This window comes from Psychrobacter sp. CX16 (genome assembly GCF_057396245.1).
Genome location: NZ_JBXYJF010000025.1, coordinates 26191 through 52287, shown reverse-complemented (window position 1 = coordinate 52287; position 26097 = coordinate 26191). Strand labels below are relative to the sequence as shown.

At 42.7% G+C, this 26097-nt stretch carries 23 protein-coding genes and 1 tRNA gene; 13 read left to right on the top strand and 11 right to left on the bottom strand.

The genetic code is table 11. The features are described 5' to 3' along the window. Nucleotides 1-147 precede the first annotated feature (147 nt). Nucleotides 148-1452, bottom strand: coding sequence for an iron-containing alcohol dehydrogenase (locus tag AC2SLM_RS09845; RefSeq protein ID WP_486553562.1), 1305 nt, complete (start codon nt 1450-1452; stop codon nt 148-150). A 221-nt stretch (nt 1453-1673) separates the two neighbouring features. Further along, a tRNA-Ser gene (locus AC2SLM_RS09840) sits at nt 1674-1764 on the bottom strand. A 272-nt stretch (nt 1765-2036) separates the two neighbouring features. On the opposite strand from AC2SLM_RS09840, the gene AC2SLM_RS09835 reads away from it, so the two are divergent. The 3 genes from AC2SLM_RS09835 (at nt 2037) to AC2SLM_RS09825 (ending at nt 4373) form a co-directional block, all read left to right on the top strand. After that, nucleotides 2037-3035 carry a DNA/RNA non-specific endonuclease gene (locus tag AC2SLM_RS09835; protein WP_486553560.1) on the top strand — a complete coding sequence of 333 codons (999 nt, stop codon included), beginning with the start codon at nt 2037-2039 and terminating at the stop codon, nt 3033-3035. 336 nt (nt 3036-3371) lie between these two features. Then, complete coding sequence (locus AC2SLM_RS09830) at nt 3372-3686, top strand: hypothetical protein (protein ID WP_486553558.1); 315 nt, start codon at nt 3372-3374, stop codon at nt 3684-3686. A gap of 303 nt (nt 3687-3989) precedes the next feature. Next, a complete protein-coding gene (locus AC2SLM_RS09825) occupies nt 3990-4373 on the top strand; it encodes a DUF2147 domain-containing protein (RefSeq protein WP_486542505.1) in 384 nt (127 codons plus the stop codon). A gap of 226 nt (nt 4374-4599) precedes the next feature. Here AC2SLM_RS09825 and AC2SLM_RS09820 read toward each other — a convergent pair whose 3' ends face one another. After that, nucleotides 4600-6852, bottom strand: a complete 2253-nt coding sequence (locus AC2SLM_RS09820; protein WP_486553556.1) for a neutral/alkaline non-lysosomal ceramidase N-terminal domain-containing protein — start codon at nt 6850-6852, stop codon at nt 4600-4602. 305 nt (nt 6853-7157) lie between these two features. On the opposite strand from AC2SLM_RS09820, the gene AC2SLM_RS09815 reads away from it, so the two are divergent. Continuing rightward, nucleotides 7158-7706, top strand: a complete 549-nt coding sequence (locus tag AC2SLM_RS09815; RefSeq protein ID WP_486553554.1) for a YchJ family protein — start codon at nt 7158-7160, stop codon at nt 7704-7706. 58 nt (nt 7707-7764) lie between these two features. Here the strand turns inward: AC2SLM_RS09815 and AC2SLM_RS09810 are convergent, their stop codons facing one another. The 3 genes from AC2SLM_RS09810 to AC2SLM_RS09800 all read right to left on the bottom strand — a co-directional run bounded on the left by AC2SLM_RS09810 (nt 7765) and on the right by AC2SLM_RS09800 (nt 10260). After that, a complete protein-coding gene (locus AC2SLM_RS09810; RefSeq protein WP_486553553.1) occupies nt 7765-8670 on the bottom strand; it encodes a class II glutamine amidotransferase in 906 nt (301 codons plus the stop codon). A gap of 15 nt (nt 8671-8685) precedes the next feature. Beyond that, nucleotides 8686-8925, bottom strand: a complete 240-nt coding sequence (locus tag AC2SLM_RS09805; RefSeq protein WP_486553552.1) for a hypothetical protein — start codon at nt 8923-8925, stop codon at nt 8686-8688. A 99-nt stretch (nt 8926-9024) separates the two neighbouring features. Further along, nucleotides 9025-10260, bottom strand: a complete 1236-nt coding sequence (locus tag AC2SLM_RS09800; RefSeq protein ID WP_486553551.1) for a homoserine kinase — start codon at nt 10258-10260, stop codon at nt 9025-9027. Nucleotides 10261-10658: 398 nt separating this feature from the next. On the opposite strand from AC2SLM_RS09800, the gene AC2SLM_RS09795 reads away from it, so the two are divergent. The 8 genes from AC2SLM_RS09795 to glmS all read left to right on the top strand — a co-directional run bounded on the left by AC2SLM_RS09795 (nt 10659) and on the right by glmS (nt 19711). Then, entirely contained in the window at nt 10659-11957 is a 1299-nt protein-coding gene (locus AC2SLM_RS09795; RefSeq protein ID WP_486542491.1) for an MFS transporter, read from the top strand. 83 nt (nt 11958-12040) lie between these two features. Beyond that, on the top strand, nt 12041-12811 hold the full coding sequence (gene hisF, locus AC2SLM_RS09790; RefSeq protein ID WP_486553550.1) for an imidazole glycerol phosphate synthase subunit HisF: 771 nt from the start codon (nt 12041-12043) through the stop codon (nt 12809-12811). Between the two features lie 171 nt (nt 12812-12982). Then, nucleotides 12983-13495 (top strand): 6,7-dimethyl-8-ribityllumazine synthase, encoded by a 513-nt coding sequence (ribH, locus tag AC2SLM_RS09785; RefSeq protein ID WP_486542487.1) that lies wholly within the window; start codon nt 12983-12985, stop codon nt 13493-13495. Nucleotides 13496-13794: 299 nt separating this feature from the next. Then, nucleotides 13795-14553 (top strand): transcription antitermination factor NusB, encoded by a 759-nt coding sequence (gene nusB / locus AC2SLM_RS09780; RefSeq protein ID WP_486553548.1) that lies wholly within the window; start codon nt 13795-13797, stop codon nt 14551-14553. Nucleotides 14554-14609: 56 nt separating this feature from the next. Next, a complete protein-coding gene (gene thiL, locus AC2SLM_RS09775; protein WP_486553546.1) occupies nt 14610-15632 on the top strand; it encodes a thiamine-phosphate kinase in 1023 nt (340 codons plus the stop codon). A 2-nt stretch (nt 15633-15634) separates the two neighbouring features. Then, the gene (locus AC2SLM_RS09770; protein WP_486553544.1) at nt 15635-16237 is read left to right on the top strand and encodes a phosphatidylglycerophosphatase A family protein; all 603 of its coding nucleotides are present in this window, start codon (nt 15635-15637) and stop codon (nt 16235-16237) included. A 24-nt stretch (nt 16238-16261) separates the two neighbouring features. Then, complete coding sequence (gene glmU / locus AC2SLM_RS09765; protein ID WP_486553542.1) at nt 16262-17650, top strand: bifunctional UDP-N-acetylglucosamine diphosphorylase/glucosamine-1-phosphate N-acetyltransferase GlmU; 1389 nt, start codon at nt 16262-16264, stop codon at nt 17648-17650. A gap of 213 nt (nt 17651-17863) precedes the next feature. After that, nucleotides 17864-19711 (top strand): glutamine--fructose-6-phosphate transaminase (isomerizing), encoded by a 1848-nt coding sequence (gene glmS, locus AC2SLM_RS09760; protein WP_486553540.1) that lies wholly within the window; start codon nt 17864-17866, stop codon nt 19709-19711. A gap of 223 nt (nt 19712-19934) precedes the next feature. On the opposite strand, the gene AC2SLM_RS09755 is transcribed toward glmS, so the two are convergent. The 5 genes from AC2SLM_RS09755 to AC2SLM_RS09735 form a co-directional block, all read right to left on the bottom strand. After that, entirely contained in the window at nt 19935-20768 is an 834-nt protein-coding gene (locus AC2SLM_RS09755) for a sulfite exporter TauE/SafE family protein (RefSeq protein ID WP_486553538.1), read from the bottom strand. Between the two features lie 150 nt (nt 20769-20918). Further along, the gene (locus AC2SLM_RS09750; RefSeq protein ID WP_486553536.1) at nt 20919-21431 is read right to left on the bottom strand and encodes a flavin reductase; all 513 of its coding nucleotides are present in this window, start codon (nt 21429-21431) and stop codon (nt 20919-20921) included. Between the two features lie 79 nt (nt 21432-21510). Next, nucleotides 21511-22539 carry a methionine synthase gene (locus tag AC2SLM_RS09745; protein WP_486553534.1) on the bottom strand — a complete coding sequence of 343 codons (1029 nt, stop codon included), beginning with the start codon at nt 22537-22539 and terminating at the stop codon, nt 21511-21513. Nucleotides 22540-22644: 105 nt separating this feature from the next. Then, nucleotides 22645-23640: a DUF1852 domain-containing protein gene (locus tag AC2SLM_RS09740; protein ID WP_486553532.1), complete on the bottom strand. Its 996-nt coding sequence runs from the start codon at nt 23638-23640 to the stop codon at nt 22645-22647. 495 nt (nt 23641-24135) lie between these two features. Then, a complete protein-coding gene (locus AC2SLM_RS09735; protein ID WP_486553530.1) occupies nt 24136-24654 on the bottom strand; it encodes an META domain-containing protein in 519 nt (172 codons plus the stop codon). 435 nt (nt 24655-25089) lie between these two features. Between AC2SLM_RS09735 and AC2SLM_RS09730 the strand changes: the two genes are divergently transcribed. After that, nucleotides 25090-25980, top strand: coding sequence for a fructose bisphosphate aldolase (locus tag AC2SLM_RS09730; RefSeq protein WP_486553528.1), 891 nt, complete (start codon nt 25090-25092; stop codon nt 25978-25980). The last annotated feature ends 117 nt before the right edge of the window (nt 25981-26097 follow it).

Genomic DNA, 26097 nt, shown 5'->3' with positions numbered 1-26097 from the left:
GAGTTTGAATATGAGAACGCCTTTCGAGTTTCATCAAAGTTATGGGTGTTCTGCATAGAAAAAACCAGATACACGGGGTATCTGGCTTGTTTTAAATCATCAACCTATTTTAGGACGAGACAAGGCTTAAGCTAAATCTGGCTTGGTTTATTGACTATCCGTTTCGCTAGCCGTTTTAATCTTCTTCAAGATAGCAACAATCTGCTTACTGGTTAAATATCTTGGAACGGCATAAGTATCACTGACTTCTTTCGCAGCGCCTTTGGCCATTTTCTTGAAGTCTTCTTCTTTCATACCTTTAATGATAGGGTCAATATTGACCTGTTCAATCAGGGCTTTGACCTGAGTAATGAAGTAATCAGCCAATTCAGCATCATCAGCTGAAGGGTCTACAAGGCCTGTCTTCTTAGCGAGCAGCGCCAATCTGGTTTTAGACACATTGCAATTTACATCAAGAATATAAGGTAAAACAATGGCATTAGCACGGCCATGTGGAATACCGTACACCGCGCCTAATTGGTGAGCGATAGCGTGAACATATCCTAAACCGGCTTTGTTAAAGGCAATACCGCCGTAATGAGCGGCGATGCCCATCTGTTCACGCGCTTTTAAGTCTTCCCCATTTTCATAAGCAATGGGTAAATACCGCATTACGGTTCGGGCTGCAGAGGCTGCGTAATAATCAGTCTCGCTACTGGCATTGGCGCTCATCCATGCCTCCAGCGCATGGGTCAATACATCGATACCGGTATCGGCAGTGATATGCGGCGGCATACCTTGCATAATCTTCGGGTCTACGGCTGATGCTAAGGGCACCATACGCGGGTCAATCGACAATGACTTCTGATGGGTTTTATCATCCGAAATAACAGCACCCAATGTGGCTTCTGAGCCAGTGCCCGCCGTGGTCGGGATGCAATATAGTGGCATACACTTGGAGGCTTTTAAGATGCCCATTAGCTTTTGCGGCTTACGTTTGGTTGCTTGAGCTATAGCAATAATTTTTGAGGCATCGATTACTGAGCCGCCACCTACGGCAAGAATGGCATCACAGTTATTATCAACAGATGCCTTTAGTCCCGCTTCAACCACACTAAAAGTAGGGTCTGGAGTGATACCATCAAAGAGGTGATAGCTGATGTTTTTACTTTCAAGATAAGTAGTAACTTTTTCAGGAACGCCTAACTTATTTAATACCGCATCGGTAACAATAAGGATATTAGTAGCACCTTCGTTAATCATCAAATCGCAAAGCTCGTAGCAAGATTGTTCCCCAACGAATAACTGAGGACGTGGAATGGTCACCACCATAGCAAAGGCTTGTAATGCGGTAGCACGAGTTTTGGCCACGGCGACATAACCTGAATGAGTCAGGGTGCCTAGGATACCATTACGGCTGATTGATTTTGGATGTAGTGAGCTTAGAGTGTCAAGAGAGGTTTTGGCAAGCATAAAAAATCCTTTTTTAAAGCATGAAATAGTCTATTAATGTGGAAATAATAGCAGAATATCAGCAAGATAGGGATTATTAGAGGGGTATTTATTATAACGGCCGATAGCAAAAAAGGTTTTGCATCAGTGAGAAAGGGGTGTTGAGTAGGTGCTTAAATGATATTTCAAAAGAAATGGCTTGGTAAATATTGAAGATATAAAAGGAGAGTAGTTAATCAAATTGGCGGTGAAGGAGGGATTCGAACCCTCGATACGCTATTAACGTATACACACTTTCCAGGCGTGCGCCTTCAGCCACTCGGCCACTTCACCATTTGATAGCCGCATAGTATACCGAAAGGCGGCCCCGTTGTCATCATAAGCTGTCACTTTCGCTTTATTTTCTAATATAACCGGCAATTAGTGCTGTTTAATCATGAATTCAGTAAACTATATGGGCTTATGAGATAAAGCTTAATAAATACACGTCATATAACGACGTTTAAACGTCGGCACCGCTTTACTCTTAAGATATGCATTGTTAGGATGATGCTCTTTTTTGGGTTAGCATGAGTGAGTAGTATTGTTGGCTTAAAGGTAGGGCAATGAACGATAATTTAGCAAGGTATGGGGCGGTAAAAAACGTGGTGAATGAAAGATGTAGACACAATACTATAGCCAATAAAGCACGACAGGGTTCCAACGCAGTTCAAGTTATCTTGCGCTCATTGTTGGTAGTGATAACAAGTTTGTTCTTCTCTATCACAGCATGGAGTGCTGATTTTAGAAGTTGTGGACAAAATTTCTATGACGGCATAGCGCCAGATTTACTGCAAAATAAATTAGTCAAAGACAGTGTCCCTTTGTGCTTTGATGGATTTGCTACCTTATATTCTGGCTTATCACTCACACCGTTATGGTCAGCTGAGTATTTGACCCGCGAGCGCCTGCTACAAGCAGAAGAGATTCCTAGGGATGACAGCTTCCATAGTGAAAGCAGATTGCCAAGTCGTATGCGAGCGCAGTTATCTGATTATAAGGGCTCAGGCTATGACCGCGGGCATCTTGCACCCAATGCCGATATGGCTAATGAAAGTCAGCAATATGACAGTTTTAGTCTAGCCAATATTATCCCGCAAACTCCTGAAAATAACCGTTATGTGTGGAAAAACTTGGAGTCAGTGACCCGTTATCTGACCAAAAAGCATGGCGACGTTTACGTGGTAACCGGTGTGGCTTTTAGAGGTAATAAAGTCACCCAGCTTAATAAGCGGGTGATTGTACCAACGCATACCTTCAAAGCATTGTACGTGCCATCGACAGGGGAGGCCGGTGCCTATTATGCGCCAAATGACGATACCAAACGGGTAGAGGTGATTAGTATTGATGAGCTGGCGCTGCGTTCAGGTATCGATGTGTTCCCAGGTATTTCGCCGCAGTCTAGAGCCAATCCCATGTCATTACCAACTATGCTCAGTGATATAGACGACCGTAGTGATTACGATGCTCGGCATACCAATGAGCAGGATGAAGATGAGCCGTTGTGGTATCTTATATTGGTTGAGATTTTACGCTGGTTTGTGGATAATTTTTTAACCAAATAATGTCAGATGCTGTCATCCAATCTACTTATAATAAGCTTGAATGGTTTTCACTAAGACCATCAAGATTTTTATAACGGCTTTGATTACCGTTAATTATAATAGGGCGTGTCCTCATTTTGAAAATGGTGATGAAAATAAGATAAATCGCAGTCAGACAAGGAAAATAATACTGTAAATATCGAGATATTTCCCCATTATTTGAGGCAGTATGACAAGATTCAGCTATTTTTAGCCCATTTAAATGTAATCGTACGAATTGAGGACACTCCCTCTTCAATAATAACCCATAGCGTGGTCAAATCATCAGCCTCTGTTAGCCAATAAAGGAATGCCGTAATGAACGAGACAAGCCCAAAAAAGCTATTTGCTCCTTTTGAAAATGATCATCAAAGTATGCAAATCGGTGAGCTTATCTTTGAGAATCAAACCGATAAAGTGATTGTGTATGGTGATATTGATATTACCAAATCCAAGAAAGGCCTTGAGCAGGCGCTTAAATTAAAGCAAGTGTTTAATGATGTGGTAAGCGCATTGCAGCAAGCAGATGCTGAAGGTACGCTTAATGCAACAGACAACATAACAGCAACAAAAGAGTCGATTGTAAGCGGACAGACGCAATCTGGTAACGAAGTAGACAATCCCTTTTCATAACTCTTACCGTTGAAATATAAGTTTGCAATAAACAGGTCATTTAAAACTTTATTTTTTGGTTTTTATCTCTATAATTAATACAGTCATTCATGGTTCACGAATAAAAATGTCTTGACCAGACTATAGACACTGGCATAAGATACAACGAACCATGAATCAAGAAGTAGTAATTAAAACAATAACTTTGCAAAGATATTGCACAACATACAAGAAAAGGCATGTTGATAAGTTATTTGTTTAATATAATTCATTACTTTATGAATTTAACTAAGTAAACCCTCGTCTATCGAAAGGAATCGTAATATGAAATTATTCAACCAATCAGTTCTTGCATTATCAGCTCTAGGTCTTGCCACTGTCGCTATGGCGGCTGATCCATTAGCTAACACCACTTGGCAGACTTATGATGACGGCGAACCAAAAGCAGTTGTTAAAATCGTTGAATCTAATGGCACGCTAAGCGGTAAAATCATTTCAACTAAGCGTCCTGAAGGTCAGAAGTTCGTTGGTCGTACTGTTATCCAAGGCTTAAAAGCTGATGGCGGCGGTAAATACAGCGGTGGTAAAATCACTGATCCAGAAAATGGTAAAACCTATCGTCTAACCGCACAATTAAGCGGTAGCGACTTAAAACTGAAAGGTCATTTAGGTCCATTCTCACGTAGCCAAACGTGGAAAAAGAAATAAGTTACTCTTCAATTTGAGTCGCTAAATAAGCAACTCTTTTATAACCCTACCCTTATAAAGACGGGTTATAACAACAAAAGCCAGACACTTCAGTGTCTGGCTTTTTTGCGTCTATCGTTTATATAAAGGGATAGTGAGAAAGAGGGACTTACTGACTATTTTGTCTATAACCAGTAAGTCCTTTGTTCCAATCCGTTTTATATTGATAAACTATATGGAACAGTATTTATTGCACCGTAAAGGCGTTAGAGTAACCCGTATATGGCGAAATCTTTTGGTTCCAACCATTCTTCCAGTCGCCTTGATGTACCAGACGATACGTGCCCGGTGGCGTTTGCTCTCCAATACGCCAACCAATCATAACCTTGCTATAGCTGATACCATCACGTTTCCAAGTATACATGGTCTCAAAATCGCTATCGGTTAAGTAATCTACCCATTGACCCTCTTTTAGCTGCTGAACTTTTAAGAAGGTATCTTCAGTGCGTAAGTTGTTCTTAGGATGTGCACCACGGAAGATGGCTGTAGCAGTCTCGCCTACTTGGTAGCTGCTATTAGGCTGAATAAGAACTTGCCCCCACTTTTCTTGTAGAGGTTTGTCATCAAAGACAACGCCTGGACGCTCTGTAAAGCTCTTGTTAGAGAAATCAGGCGGGCTAGTGGTGTCATAGATGTCGGTATTATCCCGCATGGCTTGAGCAAGTAGCGTGTATTCTTGCAGGTAAGCATTGGTTTGATATGGACCATATTCGGTAGAGGCGCCCTCGTAATGCTGCATAGCAAACTCTTCACGAGTGCTCAGATAGCCGCTGTAATTATTCGCTAGACCATTAATAATCACAGTATCAACCCCTGAGTCTTTTAGCTGCTCTAATACCACTGCACGTAGGCGGCGACCGACCATGGTCGTGGGTTCACCAGGAATAGCGACGATGGCTAAATTACCAATACGCATCAACTGTACCGGTTGTTCGGTATTAATCCAGCCCCAGCTGCCCGTCGGTAATAGTACTTGCTTCTCAGCCTGACAGTCGTCTTGGTTCACGGTTGAGACAATACCAAAAATGCTTCGGGTTAAACTGCCCAAAAATGAAGGGTCAACTTTATTAATATCATCATTGATACGGAAGTTTTCACGGGTCATCCCCTCATACATCCCAGGAATATTGGAGGGGCCATTCTCACCACCAGCGGCAAAAGAGTAACCGCGTGCTGGCAAACATAAGGTTTTGTTGCCTGCGCCATCGGTGAACTTGGCATCGACCTGATAGCCTTTCAGATTAATCCAGCGTGCTCGATAATCAACCGGACCTGCGACAGGAGTGCCTTGATTCCAAAGCTCAATGGCTTTGTTGACTTGTAGCTCTCCATCACGGATCACATTTTCCCATTCATTATCACTGCCTTGATAGCCGGGTTTAGAATTGGCATTACCACCGCGGGTAATGACGTCACCTTCATCGGCATTGGCGAAGGCGGCGACAAAAGGCTTGTCTGAATTTGGCGCCAGTTTTTTCTCAGCTTCTAACTGGGCATACCCCTTATTGTCGGCACTTAGATGCATAAACTGGTTACTAAAGCTGGTGGGATGCACCGCAAACCAGTTAATCAATCCTAGTGGTGTACCATCAGCGGTATCAAGGCGAAGCTGCGTCATGGTCTCGTTCACATTGCTGTCATAATCATGCGCATCATGATTATTATTATAAGCAGGGATAGATCGGTTAATGGTTGCGCCTTTTAACTCGTCTTGTGCTAACGACAAGCGTCCTAGGGTCAAAGTTTTATGCGCACGCTCAATGGAGGTAACAATACCGTCGACGATGGCATTGAAGTTTTGAGTGCTATAGCCGGCGGTGGTGTCATCATTACTGGCGATTTGATACAGCTGCTGATGTGAATAGCCGGCGTTACCCACATGGGTGTGGGTCGCTGTTAGCATCACATTGTCATCGTTATATTCACTACCAAATTTGCTGGCCAATCGTTTAATGACTTCAAGCTTCACGGAAGTAAACATGGCGCCCATATCGGCGGACACATAGACAACACGGCTGTCACTGTTTGGGTCACCAATAATAAAGGCGTGTGAATATAGGCGATCGTTAATACCTTCTACCACTTGACCATCGGCATAACCGAACATACCGGTCTCTGCGGCAGCACCAGTGATATCGGCTTTACCAACACCTACCAAATAAGGGCTGGCAGGTGCGGCAGCTTGGGCGTATCCATTGCTCGAATTGTTTGAGGAAAGTAGATTTAGTGTTGATGGATTTGCATTGGTTGCCAATAAAGACGGCATCGCTGTTGAATCAACTTGAGCTGAGGGATTAACGCTAGTCTTTTCAGGCTTCTGACTATCCTCTGACGAGGAGTTACCCCAAGTGGTGAGTGCCATGCCGAAGGCGGCGGTAGATATGATTGCAAGTAACATAGGTGGCCGAAGTAGTGACGTGGGTGAAAAAGAGGTTTTCATTGGTTATCCTTAACATACAATAAAATACGAGACGCAATGTGATATTGGCCTGTATTTTGTTAACAGTAAACGGCGCACGCATGATTTATAGCAAAATAGGCGCGCACCTTTTCTCTAAGTCGTTGGGTTCCCTGTAACGACTGTTCACTTAATATACGTGAAAAATGGATGGGATAACACTTCTTTAAGCATTTTTGAGCAAAAGCGAGTTTTGATTCATATAGTGCTACACTTTGTATCAGTTATTTATCCATCTATTGACCAAGCTTGAATCTGCTTTGGTTGTTATTATTCTGAGGTCTATTATGCCAACTACGACTTGTCCTTGTAGAGTATTACTTACCCAAACAGCGGTAGAAACGCCCGTCACACAGCCCTCTTATGCCGAGTGTTGTCAGCCACTGCATCAAGGTGATAAACAGGCCGAGAATGCAGAGATGTTAATGCGCTCGCGTTATAGCGCTTTTGTAAAAGTACTGCCTGAGTATATTGTGGCGACCACATTGCCAGCGCAGCAGTCATCTTTGGACAAACAGGCCATACAGATGTGGGCAGAGGAGACAAACTGGGCAGGGCTTGAGATAAAGCAACATACGCCGAAACTAGGTAAACGGCATGCGCAGGTGGCGTTCAATGCTTATTATCATACTTTGGAGGAAGGCAGTCTTAAATTGGGCTTTCATCCAGAGTTATCTGCCTTCGTCAAAGCCAAAGCCAGAGATAAAGCAGGCTCGAAATCCGAGCAATGGTATTTTTTAGACCCAACAGTTCGTTTGAAGGTGACTCAAAAGCAGCCGTGTATTTGCGGCTCTGGCGAGAAGTTTAAACGCTGTTGTGGACAGTTTGTTGCGTAAAAATGCCCTATATGTCATATAGGGCATTTCAAAGTTTTGTTTTAATGGTTAGTGTCTACTAAACACTTGCCCCAACCTCACGGGCAATAGCGATACCTTCCTCGATACTGAGGTACTTACGCTGGCTTGGTGTGTCTTGAAACACAATGTCGCCATCTCGAAAGACAAGACACTCGTTAATCGCAAGCTGTTGCCAGTCTTCATTTTCAGTCAAAGGCACGGTCACTAAAATGGTGACCTTGTCCTTGTCTGTGGTCACATCCCCAAAGTTAATCGACAAATCATCATCGGCAAGCTTGGCTTCTCCAAACGGTGCTTTACGGGTTAAATAAAACAGTAGGGTATTGGCATAAGCGAGTTGCCAATCACCGTTAGAAATCAGACAGTTAAACAGTCCATTTGCCGCAAGATAACGGCACTGGGTGGTTAAAAAGGCAAATAAAGCCTCATCTGAAGGTCGCTGTTTAAAGGTCGATTTTAAGCGATTAATCAAATAACAAAACGCCGCTTCAGAGTCCGTTGATCCCACCGGACGGCAGTATTCACTATTACCATTACTTTGCAGGCGTTGGCAGCGTTTAATAAAGCCATCCCTCATCTGACCATTATGAGCGAATACCCACTGCTCACCCCACACTTCACGCACAAAGGGGTGAGTATTGGCAAGACAATTATGCCCCTGAGTGGCTTTACGGATATGAGCCACAACATTGAGCGCTTTAATCGGGTAATTCTTTACCAGCTCTGCAACCGGTGACTCAAAGCTTGGCTTGTCATCATGGAACAGTCTTAATCCACGCGCGGCTGGATTATCCTCGTCGGGTGAACAGGCATTAGGCTCAAAAAAAGCAATACCAAAGCCATCGCTGTGGTGGTCGGTATTACCGCCGCGGGCACGAAATCCAGCAAAGCTAAATCCTATATCCGTGGGTGTATTGGCGTTCATACCTAATAATTGACACATGGTTTACTCACTACGTTATTCGTTGCTAGGATCATCGACGTCAAGAACATCAATGTCCTCTAAAATTTGTTTTGCGGCACTTAAATCATCTTTTTTTACCCAAAGTACCGCGCCAGAGTTCATACCAGGGATGGCGCTTAGGCTTTGGGTAGAGACTTCAATACCATTGTTTTTCAATAGGTTAGCATGCAGCTCGCCTTGAATATTGGTATCGTAACTTGCCAACTTGTGCCAGTTATCCACGTGCTCGCTCATAACTGCTCCTTGTTGAGTATTCAAAAATTAATCGCTTTAATAGGTATCAAACAGAGCCTTAATTAAACCATAATTAAAGATAATTTATCGCTCAATTGGTTAGTCGAACCCTGATGACCAATTAATCTGACCAAGCGGATAGGCATCTATATGGAATCCATTTGGATAGTCTTTAAAGCCAGGCTTATCTTTAAGTTGTTCAATGGCATTCTGCGCATCCTTCTCGCTAGCGAATACACCAATAAGTTTAAAATCAGTATGATCATTGTCTCGATCGTCATTATCGAAACGGACATGCTCTAATACGTAAACGGTTTGTTGTTCATTGCGTAGCTTCTCAACTTGGCTCCAGTGATATGCCGCTAGACGTTTCATTAGGTCAGGGTTTTTGACCATAATATTGTCGCCAGTACGCCCTTGCTCACGATTATAGAAAATCACATTTAAGCGCAATAGCCAAAAGGTAACAGCTGCCATGGCAAGCATCACCGGTAGAGCGTGTTCCTCGTCAGCGGTTAAAGGACGCACACTTTGATAACCGCTAATAAATGCCTGCATTTTCTGCCGATTAAAATTCACAGACTCACCGTCACCGGCATCACCCCAAGTGGTACAGAAGTCATTAATAGTAATGGCAATATCCATCACATAATGCTCAACACTGACCTCAGTAAAATCTAGCAGACCAGTTAATTGCTCATTGCCATTTTTCAAATCCCACAAAGTATTATCGGCAAACATATCTAAATGACATAAGCCTTTCGGTAGGCTGGCAAGTGGCAGTGCCTCATAGTCCTGCCAGATATCTCGCATCAGCTGCGCCTCATCTGAGGGCATAAACTGAATCTCGCGATCACGGACTTTATCCCAAGGATAAAGCGGAACACCATAGTTTTCAGCCGGTGTTAAATCTTGCAAAGTGTTGTGCAGCTTGGCCAGTGCTTGTCCCATAGTATGGCACATACTGGCAGTGGTCTGCTTGGGATGCGTACCTGATAGGCAAGGCACCAAGGTAATGGCTTTGTTTTCATATTGGATTAAGTAATCCGGTGCGCCATTGGGCTTACGGGCGATTTTCGGTAGCGGTGCCGCAACTGGTAATTGACCTTTTAAACTGTTTAAGATGGTCGCCATTTTTTCGATATCAGCAGGTGGGCGCTCCTCAAATAAGGTAAACACATACGAGTATTCACCTTCGATATCTTCGGTGGTCTGAATAAACCAGTTAGAGTTTTTCACCCCTTGGGTAATGGGAATGGCTTTATCAAATGAGATGCCAAAGGCATGACAAAAGGCGGTGAATTGGTCTTCTGACAAATGAGTATATACAGACATGACGCTCTCTTAATCGGTTGAGGTTGGTTTGTTAATGTGACGTAGACCACAGGTGTAAATAATGACTATTAAATAGTATGATTCTATTTGGATACGCATTAGTCAATGATTATAGGATAAAGGCCGATAGAATTCGCCTAAATACTGCTATCATTTATGACGGCTTTATCAATTTTTAATACTATCTATTAGAATCAAAGCAGCCTTTGAACATCTGACAGCACGAATCTATTGGAAAAAATAACATTGTTAATCAGGTAGTAGGTATAATATGTTTCATATATATACCCAATTATCTATACAAAAAATAGTCGATACACTCTAAACGTTTTTTTTAGCAGATATCAATATTTTAATTATGACGACACCAATGATATGAATTCTTGGATTCACTTATTATGCCTATGACTGCCAAGAATTTCCCGCTTAAACAGTTCAGTATTATTCTATACAGTAATATTGTTATCTTTTTTGACTTTTTAATCTACTTCTATTTAGCGGATACACTAAGCGATACCTTCTTTCCGAGCACCCAAAACACGCTATTAATTCAGCTGCAGACCTTTGGTATTTTCGCAGCCGGTTATTTAGCACGCCCGCTTGGCGGGTATGTATTAGGACGCTATGGTGATGGCAAGGGGCGCAAGCCGGCATTTATGGTCAGCGCCTCATTTATAGCCACTACCTCTTTGATTACCGCTTGCCTGCCGACCTATGCGCAAGTTGGTATCCTAGCGCCTATTTTATTTTTAATCATCAGAATAGTGCAAGGCATGGGCTTTGGTGCACACAGTGCATTAAGCTGGGTGTTTATTGGTGAGCATGCACCTAGTACTAAGCGCGGACTGTATTTGGGTGCGGTGTCAGCAAGCTTTTTGCTTGGCGTGCTGGTCACTGTTTTTGTCTTTAAAGGACTGTTTGACAGGTTCTCTATCGAAGACTTAGGGAATAGCACTTGGCGCAGCGTATTTATCAGCTCATCAGCCTTTTGCTTTATCGCAGTTATCTTAATCAGCTATTTAAGAGAAACACCGATATTTAAACAAGAGCAATTACAAAATGCTGAACGGGGCTCTACAGAGATAGTGGCTGAATCATCAGGCGCGGCAACCACCAATCGCTTCCATGCCATATTTTTATCCTCGTTGCTTAGCTTTTATTTGGCCAGTATGTTTATTATGGTGGCCTTGGCATTACCGCAATTGGTATTAATGCGCTTTAGTGTCGATGCCAGTATGCTGATGGCTGCCAATGTAATAGGCGTATTTTTCTTTATCCTTGGCACGCTGTTTTATGGCCTGTTATCGGATAAAGGTAATCTAGGCAGAGTGCTGATGATAGGCTCGGTAATCCCTGTTATCCAGATGTTTGCCTTTTATTATAGTCTGCAATATGGTGGCGCCGATTACGTGCTGATTATGTACGCCTTACTTGGCTTTACCGCGGGTGTGGTTAGTTTATGCCCGATTATTATGCTGCAACTATTCCCAACACAAAACCGATTGACCTCGATATCTGTTATTTATAATGGCGTTTATGCCATTGTCGGCGGTGTATTACCAGCACTGCTGGTCTATGCAACCACTCAGGTCAGCTTCACGCCCGCGCTTTATATGGCGTTCTTGGGCTTTATAGGCTTTATCACTGGGTTTTATATTTATCGTTTGCCGACCTTTAGACCACTGCAAGACATTTGATATAAATTTGACTATGATAAGCGTAGTGGCTAATTTTAGTAATAGATACCAAACATAGAAATGACAATTATAGGGCAGAGTGCATGTTAGCAAAACGAATTATTCCGTGTTTAGATGTCGATAATGGCCGTGTGGTAAAGGGTGTTCAATTTGTTGATATCAAAGATGCAGGCGACCCAGTAGAAGTAGCCAAGCGCTATAACGAGCAAGGCGCTGACGAGATTACTTTTCTGGATATTACCGCCACTCATCATGGGCGCGATACCACGTATGAGATGGTAGAGCGTATCGCTGAAACGGTTTTTGTTCCGCTAACAGTAGGCGGCGGCGTGCGTAAAATTGAAGATATCCGTAATCTACTTAATGCCGGTGCCGATAAAGTGGCAATTAACTCAGCAGCGGTATTTACGCCAGAGTTTGTTGCAGAAGCAGCAGCGAGATTTGGTAGTCAGTGTATTGTTGTGGCAATTGATGCCAAACGAGTGGATGATGTTGATGGAGAGCCGCGCTGGGAGATATTCACTCATGGCGGCCGCAAACCAACGGGTATCGATGCAGTAGCTTGGTCAGTTAAAATGGCGGAGCTTGGCGCTGGCGAGTTATTGGTTACTTCAATGGATGGCGATGGCACCAAAAAGGGCTATGATTTGGCATTAATGAAAACTATTACTCAGCGCGTCAATATACCTGTTATTGCCTCTGGTGGTGTGGGTAATCTGCAGCATTTAGCAGAAGGCGTATTAGAAGGCGGTGCTGATGCGGTATTGGCAGCCAGTATTTTCCATTTTGGCGAATATACCGTTGGTGAGGCAAAGCAGTATATGGCCGAGCGCGGTATTGAGATGCGTTTGTAGCATATACTCTGTGCAGATAACAACGAATCACAACGAAAATTGATGGCAAAAAATGCTATTATAAGCCTAATTTATTTTACTTTTGGTCTATGATAGCTTTGTTGTCAGTAATCGGGCGCAAGCTGCAGGCCGTCACTTTAATGAGCTACTTCTTTATATTAGGACATGGCAATGCAAGATTTACAAAAAGAGCGTAACGATATCACCCATCTTGAAGGCAATTTACATCAAAACACCGATGCCCGTATCGGTATCGTGGTTGGCCGTTTTAATGCCTTTGTTGTTGAATCATTAGTCGATGGCGCAATTGATGCCTTATTACGTCATGGCGTTTCTGGCAAAAACATCAGTGTGATTCGTGTACCGGGTGCCTTTGAATTACCACTAGCAGCACAGCGTGCTGCAGAGTCTGATCGTTTTGACGCGATTGTTGCGTTAGGCGCGGTTATCCGTGGTAGCACGCCTCATTTTGATATCGTTGCCGGCAGCTCGGCCAATGGTCTTGCTAGTGTATCTATGGATTATAATATTCCTGTAATTAATGGCATCTTGACCACTGACAGCATCGAGCAAGCCATTGAGCGCTCTGGTACAAAAGCCGGTAATAAAGGCTCAGAAGCCGCTTTAGTTGCGCTTGAGATGATCGCAGTATTGTCTCAACTTGATGTTGAAGACGACGAGTAAGTTGCAATATTCTAAGTCTAATTTTTTATATTAGATAAGCAGAACTGGCAGGAGAGTGGCTCTGTTATTATGAACATAGCCATTCTACTTAGCCAACACAATTTATTATTATCGTTAATTTGAATGATGTTGTGCCTATTTGTGATACTCACAACAGGTGCACCACTATATATAAAGCAGCCCTCCAAATTAACCTGTTGGCTGTGACCTTATTTATTAAAGTTTTTTATTAAATATTTTTATTGAATGTAATTAAAGAAATGTCAGAGCATCCCCTCTGGCGATAGGTATCTGACTATATGAGCGACAACACCCCGATACAAGCTGAAAACACCCAGTTCGATATCAACGAATCCAGCTACAAAACCAGCCATACTGCGGTACGTAAAGCACGCCGTTTTGCGTTACAAGGGCTATACGAGTGGCTAATGACTGATCACCGCTTTGAGCAAACTGGCCATGGTGCTTGGAAGTCAAACCCGCCCCATGATATCGCGGCGCGTACCCGTGCGACCAATGCCATGCATACCGTGCATTTGGGCTATTATCACGATATGATGCGTGATATTCCTGAGCAAATTGAAGAGCTAGAGGCGCTAATCTCGCAGCATCTAGACCGTGAAATCGATAAGATTGATATGGTTGAGCATGCCGTACTGCTAATTGGTGCTTATGAATTAAAACACAGTCTGCATATTCCTTATAAAGTGGTATTAGATGAAGCGATGAAGCTGAATACACACTTTGGCGCAACAGATGCGCATAAGCTTATCAACGCGGTAATGGACAAGTTAGCAGCCGAGCTTCGCGAAGTAGAAGTTGCTGCGGATACAGGCAGTGGTTATAAAGAGAAGAAGTCAAAAGAGAAACGAGCTTTAAATGCAATGTCAGAAAAGACGGATAAGCATGGTTCAGAAACTTTAAACGATGCTAATAGATTAGATACTGATACCTTAGATGTAGACAAGGCAAACAAAAATACGATTGAGGATTCGAGCAGCGAGAGTGAGCCTAAACGTGAGCCAAAACCTCGAATTGGACGTAAATCTTCAAAGTAAACCACGTGTTTATAGCATAAGCTTTTTACCCTTTGTCCAACTCAGGACGATATTTAATGACTGAATTTGAGCTTATTTACCGTTATTTTGAACAACTGTCCCATAGCCAAGTGGAAAGTGCCGCTCCTATTATTAAAGGCTTAGGGGATGATGCGGCAGTCATTAGATTACCTGCTACTAGTCAATGGGTGACCTGTGTTGATACACTGGTGCAAGGTCGGCATTTTAGTGAAGACTGGACAAAAGTAAATGAGTTGGCGTTTGCGATTGGATTTAAGGCTGTTGCAGTAAACGTATCCGATATTGCCGCAATGGGTGCAAAACCACATAGTATTTTGCTGGCATTAGCGCTACCAAAGCGGTTAGCTAATGAAGCTTGGCTTAGCGACTTTGCAAAAGGGCTGTTTCACGCTTGCACCCAATTTGGAGTGCGTCTTATTGGCGGTGATACCACGCGCAATGATAAGCTTGTGCTGAGTATAACGGCTAATGGTATTCTGGATGGTACAACACAGGCTATTTATCGCAGCGGCGCACAAGTTGGTGATAAGGTCTATGTCTCTGGTAGTATAGGCGATGCTTGTTATGCGCTGTATCATCCAGAAACTAAGATTGGTCAGCAGTTGGCGCATCGCTTGCATATGCCGACCCCCCGTATTAGCCTAGGTGAAGCACTGTCTCAGCAAGGAAAGGTTACTGCTATGATTGATGTCTCGGATGGACTGACTCAAGATTTAAGCCATATTTGTGAGCAAAGCGGTGTAGGCATGCGTTTAGAGTTAGAGAATCTGCCTGCCAGCGACCCATTACAGCGCATTGATTTGGCGCAGCGACTATTGTGCCAGTTAACCGGCGGAGATGATTACGAGCTGGCATTTACCTTACCTGCTGATGTGTCTGTGCCCACAGTGCATACTCAAGTGACTTGTATTGGTGAGGTCGTTGAACCAGAAACATCACTACAAGAGACGTCACATATTAATCTAGTTTATCAAGGTACTTCAGTGACCCATCAAAGCCCCTATCCGTTTACTGAATATCCTAACTTAAGCGGCTATCAGCACTTTAGCAAGGAATAGCAATGTCGTCTGACCCATCTGTCTCACCTCATCATGATCATAAGCCTGATATTAGAAAGGCTAATATATGTCCTCCTTTACCGCATAATTCAAACGGTCTTGACAAGCTAGTTTATTGGCTAGGTATTGGGCTTGGTAGTGGACTGCCTAAACGGGCACCAGGTACATGGGGCACACTTGCTGGTTTCTTGATTGGCATACCACTTATGATGTTAGGGTTCATCCCCTTTTTGACCATAACCATAATTGCTAGTGTCGTCGGCATTTGGATCTGCGACCGTACTTCAATCCTTATGGACGTGCATGATGACCCGCATATTGTTTGGGATGAATGGGCAGGCATGTGGATTACCATGCTACCATTATCTTATATAGGTTTGGGTCAATTAACCCATATAGATGAAGTGCCTTTAGATTGGATTGTTTTAATCACCTCTTTTTTAGCATTTAGATTTTTTGATATTGTAAAGCCTTATCCTATAGGATGGATTGATAGTAAAGTAAAGGGTGGGCTGGGTATTATGCTCGATGATGTTATTGCCGCAGCGATGGCAATATTATTAATGGCAATTGCAAGTTTTATAGCGGTCACTATTCTTTTTTAACTTATTTAAATAACGATATAAACTATGACAAAACTTTCTGTATCAAATTCTTCTGCCTTATCTGTCATTATCCTTGCTGCTGGCAAAGGCACGCGCATGCAGTCAGCAAAACCAAAAGTATTACAAACCTTGGCGGACAAGCCATTGTTGGCGCATGTTTTAGATACTTGCCAGTCAATCAATGTAGATAAGACGATTGTGGTGTATGGCTTTGGTGGCGATCAAGTCAAAAATGCAATGGCAGATTACAAGTTGACTTGGGTTGAGCAGGCCGAGCAGCTCGGCACCGGTCATGCGGTCAAAGTAACATTAGAGGATTTGCCGAGTGAGGGCAAAAGCTTAATTCTATATGGTGATGTACCACTGGTTAGCGCTGACACGCTGACGCGCTTAAAAGAGGCCAATGTCGAAGGCATGTCGATGCTGACGTTAACAGTCGATAATCCGTTTGGACTAGGCCGTATTAAACGTGATGCGCAAGGTCTGATTACAGCGATTGTTGAACAAAAAGATGCGACTGAAGAAGAGCAATTGATTCGTGAAATCAACAGCGGTATCTATTGTGTTGATAATGCGCTATTGCACAAATATTTGCCTAAATTATCTAACGATAATGCGCAACAAGAATATTATCTGACCGATATCGTAAAAATGGCCGTCGCCGATGGTCTTGCCATTGAAGCAATTGAGCCTGATTATGAATTTGAGATTGAGGGCGTTAATAACCGCCAGCAACTTGCCAAACTTGAACGCAGTTTGCAAGCAAAGCTAGTAGAAGAGTTACAAGTACAAGGCGTACAGTTTGCTGACCCAAGTCGCGTTGATATCCGTGGTCAAGTCACGGTCGGTCAAGATGTCTTTGTTGATGTGAATGTGGTGTTTAAAGGTCAAGTGACGTTAGGCGATAACGTGACTATTGAGGCAGGCTGTGTTATTAAAGACAGTCATATTGGTAGCGGTAGCCACGTGAAGCCTTATTGTGTCTTTGATGAGGCAACTGTTGGTGAGTCAGCCAGCATTGGCCCATTTGCGCACCTGCGTCCACAATCGGTATTGGCCGATAGCACTCGTCTAGGTAACTTTGTTGAAATCAAAAAGTCGAACATTGGTGAAGGCAGTAAAGTAAATCATCTAAGTTATGTGGGCGACTCACAAATTGGCCGTCATGTGAATGTGGGCGCCGGCGTGATTACCTGTAATTATGATGGGGTTAATAAGCATCAAACGACCATTGGTGATAACGCCTTTATTGGTTCGAACTCAAGTCTGGTAGCGCCTGTGACTATCGGCAGTACGGCAACCATTGGTGCAGGCTCTGTGGTTACTAAAAATGTAGACGACAATGCGCTAGCGATTGCCCGTGGTCGTCAAGTACAAAAAGACAATTATCAGCGTCCTGAAAAGAAGAAGTAAGCTCAGGATGACACAGTATTATCCCGTAACAATAACCCTTTAGCCTCTGAACCAGTCGATGCGACCTTAGCTCATAGAAAGCTGTTATAGAAAAGCCATTATAGGAAGATATCGTCGGCCGCGGATAAGGTGATGTGCGGGTGAATAACAAATAAGAAGCTGGCTAGATAACCTCATCAGCAGCTATTAAGAATGATCAATTAAGGACAAGATATGTGTGGAATAGTCGGTGCCATCGCTGAGCGTAATATCTCTAATATTTTATTGGAGGGTCTAAAGCGCTTAGAGTATAGAGGCTATGATTCAGCGGGTCTTACTGTTATCCGTGACGGCGAGTTATATCGTGAGCGTCAGGTCGGTAAAGTCCAAGAGCTCGTCAATGCTGTAGACGGTAACGCCAATACTTTTAAAGGTCATATTGGTATTGCCCACACCCGTTGGGCGACCCATGGTGAGCCTGCACAGCATAATGCGCATCCGCACGTATCTGGTAAAGTAGCCGTGGTACACAACGGCATTGTAGAGAACTACGGACCGCTAAAAGAAGAGTTGATTAAAAAAGGTTATGCTTTTACCTCTCAGACCGATACGGAAGTAGTGGCTCATTTAGTAGCAGACGCCTATAAAGAGACCGGTAATTTATTTAAAGCGGTTAAGCAGATTGTGCCACGTTTACAGGGTGCGTTTGCACTAGGCGTGGTACACGTCGATAACCCTGATGAATTAATCACTGTACGTCTAGGCTCTCCATTGGTAATCGGCGTGGGCATTGGAGAGAACTTTATTGCTTCTGACCAATTGGCACTATTGCCTGTAACCAACCGCTTTATGTATCTAGAGGAAGGTGACATTGCGATTATCAAACGTGATGGTATCCAAGTATTTGCTGATGGTAAGCCGGTTGAACGCGCGATTAAAGAGTTAGATGCCGAGCAGCATAACGCAGATAAAGGCGAGTTTAAGCATTATATGCTCAAAGAGATTTACGAGCAGCCAGATGCGGTGGCGCGTACTCTTGAGATGGGTATCGATGCCGATGATTTGAAAGCAGACTTTTTGCAGCGTCATGAAGAATCATTGGCAGGTGTTCGTCATATTCAGGTCTTGGCCTGTGGTACTAGTTATCATGCCGGTATGGTCGCTAAGTATTGGTTTGAGAATTTAACCCGCCTGCCTTGCTCGGTAGAAGTGGCCAGCGAATTTAGATATCGTAATCCTGTGGTGGTGGACAACACCTTAGTGGTTTGCTTATCACAATCGGGTGAGACAGCGGATACCTTATCTGCCTTACGTGAAACTCAGCGCTTGGCTAAAAGAAACGATATCAATGGCCTAGTCAGCCTGAGCGTGTGTAACGTAGCGACCTCGTCTTTGGTACGTGAAACTGATATTTTTGTGCCGACATTAGCTGGCGTGGAGATTGGTGTTGCATCGACCAAAGCGTTTACTACTCAATTGGCCGCTTTAATGTTACTGGTGTTGAAAGTGGGTAAAGTTCAGCAGCGTATTGATGCCAATGAGCTCAAAACCATTGTCACCGAGATGCACAACCTAAAAGGTCAGCTAGATAAGAGCTTAACGCTTGACCAGTCGATTGAAAAGATGAGTGAGAAGTTCGAAGACAAAAAGAGTACGTTATTCTTAGGCCGCGGTGTGCAGTATCCTATCGCTTTAGAAGGTGCATTAAAGCTTAAAGAAATCTCTTATATTCATGCCGAAGGGTATGCAGCCGGTGAGCTTAAGCATGGTCCATTGGCCTTGGTTGATAAAGATATGCCGATTGTAGTGCTTGCGCCAAAAGACAGCATGCTTGATAAATTAAAAGCCAATATGCAAGAAGTGCATGCGCGCCATGGTGAGCTGTTTGTGTTTGCTAGTGATTCAAGCGAGCTTGTGAGCGATGACAGACTGCACGTGATTAATGTACCAGATGTGAATGAGCATCTAGCGCCAATCGTCTATAGCATTCCCATTCAGTTCTTATCGTATCATGTAGCTGTTATGCGCGGCACGGATGTGGATCAGCCACGTAACTTGGCAAAATCAGTGACGGTCGAATAGATTTAATCTTCGACAGATTCTAACTTTGTTACACGTAAAGCCCCTGCTAATTCTAAGATTAGCAGGGGCTTTTGTTATCTGATTGGTTTAATCACTAGGCGTAATATATAGTCAAAGAGGTCTAACATGGTTACAAAGCAACCGAGTGTCAGTCCTACAAATGTAGGCTTAGCGAGGTTAACACTGTAACCGTTGAGTAGTTCGCTGACTATAATTGTCAGGCCTAACGCAGACCTTTGTATAAGAAATAACAGCCGACAACAGTCAGTAGCACAGCAAAGCATCTCTTTAGCATCGCCGGAGATAGAATATGAGCGACTTTTGCACCTAGTTTGGCTGTAAAAAAGCTCATGACGCTAATACCTAAAAAGGCATAAATATGCACAAAGCCAATGGTATTTGGTACATCTAATTTTTGCTGCATACCAAACAGCATAAAGCCTAACGCGCCAGCAATCGCAATCGGCAAGCCGCAAGCTGCTGAAGTGCCCACTGCTTTTTGCATGACCACCCCATAACGGGTGAGGTAGGGCACGGTTAAACTGCCGCCGCCAATACCGAAGATGGCCGAGGCGATACCAATCACGCCGCCAGCAGCTAATTGCTTAGGTGTTGACGGTAGGTGAGCCTCTGTATAACCGACGTTTTGACTGTTAGCATTTGTCGGTGTTGCCTGATTCTTGGCTTTAGCGAACATTTTATAAGCAACCCAAAGCAAGAACACACCAACGATAATTTGTAAGTGAATTCCAGAGATTTGTCCTGCCAATCCTGCGCCCAAAAAGCAGCCGATTGCCATGCCAGGTGCTAGATTTTTAAACACAGGCCACATCACTGAGCCTTTTTTATTGTGCGCCATTAACGAGCTAATAGAGGTTACAATAATGGTCGCCAGTGATGTCCCTAACGCTAAATGCATAATTGCGTCAGCAGGGTAGTCCATTTGGGTAAACACAATAAATAGCAGGGGTACGATTATCGTGCCACCGCCCACACCAAAAAGCCCCGCAGCAAATCCTGCTAGAGCGCCAATAATTAAAAAGATGATTAATTCCACGGGATTTTATATCTCAGTCAAGTTTATTTGGTTTGATAGTTTATCAAACGTTGGTTGGCCAGATTACGATTTTTATTAGAGATAAGTGAGTAGTGCTTAGAGTTAAGGTCTATCGAATAATACATAGACCCTCTTTATTTTAGTCTGTAGCTAAGCAATTTGTGCTTGAGCACTTTGACCAAGCTGATGATAAGATCTATTAAAATAGACTAAGCTCTCACCATTTCCTCCGTGCTGCTCGGCTTGTTTAATAGCGACAACGCGGCACATAAATACGCTGTGTGTTCCTACCTCTTGGATTTGGTCAATTTCACAATCAAAACTCACTAAAGCATCTTCCAAAATAGGCGCGCCTGTTTTAAGCTCAGTCCAATTAGCCTGTTTAAAGCGCGCTTCAGAATCTAGTCTAGATGCAAAAGCATTCGAGATTTGTTCATGATGGGCACCCAGCACATTGACGCTTAACACTTTATTATCAACGAAATGCGCATGGGAACGAGAAGTGGTATTCATACAGACCAATAACGTCGGCGGTGTGTCGGTGACGCTGCACACCGCAGAGGCTGTAAATCCATGAATGCCAGTGGCGCCTTTGGTGGTGACGACATTGACAGCAGTCGTTAACAAAGACATGGCATCTCTAAAATCGGTTGCTTCAATCATGACTGTCATCCTAAGGTTGGTTTTGATAGAGTACTAAATACCTTATTTATATCACGCCTGTTATTGCTTATTAGCAAAACTAGCGAGTTAGCTCATTACGAACAATGGCTGAGCCTGTACTTAACGCAAGTAACTTATCTCGAGCGATTTGACGTGATAGAGGCGCCATACCGCAGTTGGTCGATGGGTATAGCTTGTCTGCATCGACGAATTGCAAGGCTTTACGTAGCACATCGGCTACTTCTTCCGGTGTTTCAATCTCATTGGTTGCCACATCGATGGCACCAACCATCACTTTCTTACCGCGAATCAATTCAATCAAGTCCATTGGTACACGTGAATTGATACATTCTAGCGATACGATATCAATCTGAGACTGCTGAAGCTTAGGGAATATCTCTTCGTACTGACGCCATTCTGAACCCAGCGTCTTTTTCCAGTCGGTATTGGCTTTAATACCATAGCCATAACAGATATGTACTGCCGTTTCACATTTTAAGCCTTCAATAGCACGCTCTAACGTGGCAACACCCCAGTCACTGACCTCATCGAAGAAGACATTAAAGGCAGGCTCATCAAACTGGATAATATCTACGCCAGCAGCCTCCAAATCTTTGGCTTCTTGGTTTAATATTTTGGCAAATTCCCAAGCTAATTTTTCACGGCTCTTATAATGACCATCATATAAAGTATCCACCATGGTCATTGGACCAGGCAGCGCCCATTTAATAGGTTGATCGGTTTGTGCCCGTAAAAAAGCAGCATCCTCAACAAACACTGGCTTTTGACGGCTAACCGCACCGACTACTGAAGGAACGCTCGCTTCATAGCGATTACGGATTTTAACCGTTTCACGCTTTTCAAAATCAACACCATCGAGATGCTCGATAAAGGTTGTCACGAAATGCTGACGAGTCTGCTCGCCGTCACTGACAATATCGATGCCTGCATTGACTTGTTCTTGCAATGACACACGTAGCGCATCTTGTTTGGCTTCGATAAGCGCGTCACCCTCTAATTTCCAAGGAGACCATAATTTTTCAGGCTCTGCCAGCCACGAAGGTTTTGGTAAGCTGCCTGCGGTTGACGTTGGTAATAATAGTGCCATGTTATTTATCTTCTCTAATCTGGTTTGATGTTTGATATATTTGGGAGCGGTCGGTTTTAATCAGTAAGCAAACGCTTAAGCCACGTTTTTAGTATGTGCATCATTTTAACTAGATGTAGTGCTCGAGTCATCTAAACTTGCTGCCCACTCATTAAGTAATTCTTGATGCGGCTTAATAAATTGCTCTTCAGTAAATCTACCTTGTTTCACTGCTAACTGACTGCGCTCTTCACGGTCATAGACAATTTGAGTCAGTGAGTAATCTTGATACTCTAAGCTTGGCTGATAAACCTGACCGGCTGCTGAATTGGCATTGTAAATCTCCGGACGGTAAATCTTCTGGAAAGTCTCCATCGTACTGATTGCACTGATTAATTCGAGATCAGTATAATCGGCCAACAGGTCACCAGAGAAGTAAAATGCCAGTGGTGCCACGCTGCCTTTAGGCTTAAAGTAACGCACTCTTAAGCCCATTTTATGAAAATACTCATCAGTTAACGAGTATTCATCTTGTCTGTATTCCACGCCCAATACGGGATGTTGATTGGTGGTGCGGTGATAGGTTTTGCTGGTCGACACACTCAAGCAAATAACAGGCTGCTTATTAAAGTTGGCTCTGTAAGCGTCTGAATTTAATAAGTGCTGGAACAGTTTGCCGTGCAGTGCACCGAAGCTTGCAGGTGGTGGTGTGTTTGGATTCTTATCAAAATGATCGAGCAATACCACGCTAAAGTCGTAATCGCGCACATAAGAGGAGAAACTGTTACCGATAATGCCCTCAATACGCTTGTTCTCTTTATGATCAACGATAGTGGTTTGTAGCATTTCAATCGCTGGAAAAGTATTACCATCTCCTTCGACGTCTAAATCTGCAGAAATAATATCTACTTCAACTGAGTAGCGGTCTGCATTTGGATTGTCCCAGTTGGCTAACGCGTTAAAGCGGTTATTGATCATGGTTAGCGTTTTGCGTAGGTTTTCTTGGCGGCTATTGCCACGGGCTAAATTCGCAAAGTTGGTGGTCAGACGCGTGCTGTCTGCCGGTTTGTAGTTTTCATCAAAACGAATTTTCGAGATTGAATAGGTTAACTGCTTGCTCATCGGATTACCCTCTATCCTAATTTTTAAATCGACCAAATGTCTGTATGTGATGAATCATACTCAATATATAACATGAATAAAAACGATATAAACTAAAAATAAGATGAATTTAATTCATGTTTATGGGTGCTTTAAATAAAGGAATACTATTTAAAGGTGATTTAAAGGATTAAAAATCAGAGTAATTTAAAGGTTTTTAATAGCTAAGGCTATATTTTATAAGGGGTATATAGGGTTGGCTTGATATCAGCGTGATTAGTGAATGTCAATTATATAGAAGAATAGTTACCCAGGTGTCGTGGATAGAAATTGATTAAAGAATAGACAGATTTTTCTATAAATGAATTCTATTCATCCTACTATTAGAAAGTATCAACTGGTATAACTATAAAGCTAGCCAAAACGGGGAGATATAAGAGATGTGAGAGGTATAAAAAAAGGAGCGCCTAGAGATAAGCACTCCTTCGTAATGAGATAATAAGATATGGATGACGGTTATTTATTTTTAGCAACTGCTTTAAAATGAGACACTTGGTTGTCATTTGAAATAACTAACACAGGCACATTGCCACTATTTTTGCTCAAAGTATATGTGCCCATCACTGTTTTTACTGTGGCGGCATCGAATTTTGCTTCGGTATCTGGACAGGCCATCATGGTACTCATGATATTGCCAATTTGTACGTTACCGTTATTAATACTATAAGGCGCTGAAATATTATTACAGGTGTTTTTAAAGTTAACGAGATTGCCACTGTCAGTTGCCATAAAGTTTAAGGTCAATGGCTTAGACGGATTAATAAACAGCTCATCTACCTTTTGGTTATCAGCATCAACTGCATCAATAAGCTGCCAATTGTAGGCTTGTAACACATCATTAGTAATCGGTTGGGTAGTGATTTTAGAATGAGCATGCGGATTGGTAGTTTGTACGCCGTTGGTGGTTTGACACCCAGCAGCAAGAGCACCTATAGTAAGGGTAGTGGCCATTATCAGTACATTTAATGCTTTCATAATACTCTCTTTAAAAGTGAAAAAATTAGGGTTATTTGTTATTTTAAGCCCCATTATCACAGAGCCTATTTTTACATACAAGATATAATAACCATTCGAATACTAAAAGTATTAACTATTAACTGTCTTCATCGTTAACCCGTAATTAAAATTCAACAGAGTACTAATCGAGTAGAATTGAGTCAATAGAGGCGTAATACTCTTGTATTTTTGCTGCTATCTAGGCTTATTTTTCGGGCTCAGTAGCGTATAATACCAACAGAAATTATCCAAGCAGTGACAGTTATATAGTAAGCTTTAGGGTAATGGTTTGCCTCGCTATTAAACATGAACAATGCGGATTTTTTTGCTAAGCTATGTTACCTTTATAACAAAAATTAAGTTACTCCTTTTATCACTCTTTCATTCACTTTTAGCATAGAAATAGGAAAAATCATGAGCTATCAGCAACAGCTAGAACGTATCAAAAATGACACTGGATTTATCGCAGCCCTTGATCAAAGTGGAGGCAGTACACCAAAAGCGCTACGTATGTATGGCATAGAAGAAAGCGAATACTCAAATGATGATGAGATGTTTGCTAAAGTGCATGAAATGCGTACCCGTATCATGACTTGTGATTGCTTTGACAGTGGTCGTGTATTGGGCGCTATCTTGTTTGAAGACACGATGGACCGCGAAGTGAATGGTAAGCCAACCGCTAACTACTTATGGGAAGATAAAAATATCGTTCCTTTCTTAAAAGTAGATAAAGGTCTGGCAGAAGAGATGGATGGTGTACAAGTGATGAAGCCAATTCCAAATCTGGCCGCATTACTAGAGAAGGCAAAAAACTATCCTATCTTTGGTACCAAAATGCGCTCGGTTATCCATCAAGCGAGCCAACACGGTATCGAAGTTGTGGTACAGCAGCAGTTTGACGTGGCGAAGCAGATTTTATCTGAAGGCTTTATGCCAATCGTTGAGCCTGAAGTTAACATCGAAAGCAAAGATAAGCTTGAAAGCGAAGTGTTACTAAAAGAAGAGATTCTACGTAACTTAGACAGCTTAGATGATGACCATCAAGTGATGTTGAAGCTGACACTGCCAGAAGAGCAAGGCTTCTATAAAGAGTTAGTTAACCATCCAAAAGTGCTTAAAGTAGTTGCCTTATCAGGTGGCTATAGTCGTGATGAAGCTTGTGAGCGTTTAAAACAAAACCCAGGTATGATTGCTAGCTTCTCGCGTGCTTTCACTGAAGGTTTATCTAAGTCTCAAACAGACGAAGAATTCTCAGCGACTATCGATGCATCAATCGACAAAATCTATACCGCATCTAAAGTATAGATAGTTCATCTTAAAAGCGCAGTTTTTAGGTTATTTATTCTTAATGCTACTATTTTAAACCTATACAAAAGCAAAAGGCTTGAATCTCTAGAGATTCAAGCCTTTTTATTATTTTAG

What these genes read in the sequence shown, in the direction of transcription:
- AC2SLM_RS09770 (WP_486553544.1), top strand. Translation starts at nt 15,635, where the DNA reads ATGTCGTCTGACCCATCTGTCTCACCTCATCATGATCATAAGCCTGAT.
- AC2SLM_RS09835 (WP_486553560.1), top strand. Translation starts at nt 2,037, where the DNA reads ATGAACGATAATTTAGCAAGGTATGGGGCGGTAAAAAACGTGGTGAAT.
- thiL (WP_486553546.1), top strand. Translation starts at nt 14,610, where the DNA reads ATGACTGAATTTGAGCTTATTTACCGTTATTTTGAACAACTGTCCCAT.
- glmS (WP_486553540.1), top strand. Translation starts at nt 17,864, where the DNA reads ATGTGTGGAATAGTCGGTGCCATCGCTGAGCGTAATATCTCTAATATT.
- AC2SLM_RS09800 (WP_486553551.1), bottom strand. Translation starts at nt 10,260, where the DNA reads ATGTCTGTATATACTCATTTGTCAGAAGACCAATTCACCGCCTTTTGT.
- AC2SLM_RS09730 (WP_486553528.1), top strand. Translation starts at nt 25,090, where the DNA reads ATGAGCTATCAGCAACAGCTAGAACGTATCAAAAATGACACTGGATTT.
- AC2SLM_RS09805 (WP_486553552.1), bottom strand. Translation starts at nt 8,925, where the DNA reads ATGAGCGAGCACGTGGATAACTGGCACAAGTTGGCAAGTTACGATACC.
- AC2SLM_RS09750 (WP_486553536.1), bottom strand. Translation starts at nt 21,431, where the DNA reads ATGATTGAAGCAACCGATTTTAGAGATGCCATGTCTTTGTTAACGACT.
- AC2SLM_RS09735 (WP_486553530.1), bottom strand. Translation starts at nt 24,654, where the DNA reads ATGAAAGCATTAAATGTACTGATAATGGCCACTACCCTTACTATAGGT.
- AC2SLM_RS09830 (WP_486553558.1), top strand. Translation starts at nt 3,372, where the DNA reads ATGAACGAGACAAGCCCAAAAAAGCTATTTGCTCCTTTTGAAAATGAT.
- AC2SLM_RS09795 (WP_486542491.1), top strand. Translation starts at nt 10,659, where the DNA reads ATGCCTATGACTGCCAAGAATTTCCCGCTTAAACAGTTCAGTATTATT.
- hisF (WP_486553550.1), top strand. Translation starts at nt 12,041, where the DNA reads ATGTTAGCAAAACGAATTATTCCGTGTTTAGATGTCGATAATGGCCGT.
- AC2SLM_RS09810 (WP_486553553.1), bottom strand. Translation starts at nt 8,670, where the DNA reads ATGTGTCAATTATTAGGTATGAACGCCAATACACCCACGGATATAGGA.
- AC2SLM_RS09740 (WP_486553532.1), bottom strand. Translation starts at nt 23,640, where the DNA reads ATGAGCAAGCAGTTAACCTATTCAATCTCGAAAATTCGTTTTGATGAA.
- AC2SLM_RS09815 (WP_486553554.1), top strand. Translation starts at nt 7,158, where the DNA reads ATGCCAACTACGACTTGTCCTTGTAGAGTATTACTTACCCAAACAGCG.
- glmU (WP_486553542.1), top strand. Translation starts at nt 16,262, where the DNA reads ATGACAAAACTTTCTGTATCAAATTCTTCTGCCTTATCTGTCATTATC.
- AC2SLM_RS09845 (WP_486553562.1), bottom strand. Translation starts at nt 1,452, where the DNA reads ATGCTTGCCAAAACCTCTCTTGACACTCTAAGCTCACTACATCCAAAA.
- ribH (WP_486542487.1), top strand. Translation starts at nt 12,983, where the DNA reads ATGCAAGATTTACAAAAAGAGCGTAACGATATCACCCATCTTGAAGGC.
- AC2SLM_RS09820 (WP_486553556.1), bottom strand. Translation starts at nt 6,852, where the DNA reads ATGAAAACCTCTTTTTCACCCACGTCACTACTTCGGCCACCTATGTTA.
- nusB (WP_486553548.1), top strand. Translation starts at nt 13,795, where the DNA reads ATGAGCGACAACACCCCGATACAAGCTGAAAACACCCAGTTCGATATC.
- AC2SLM_RS09745 (WP_486553534.1), bottom strand. Translation starts at nt 22,539, where the DNA reads ATGGCACTATTATTACCAACGTCAACCGCAGGCAGCTTACCAAAACCT.
- AC2SLM_RS09825 (WP_486542505.1), top strand. Translation starts at nt 3,990, where the DNA reads ATGAAATTATTCAACCAATCAGTTCTTGCATTATCAGCTCTAGGTCTT.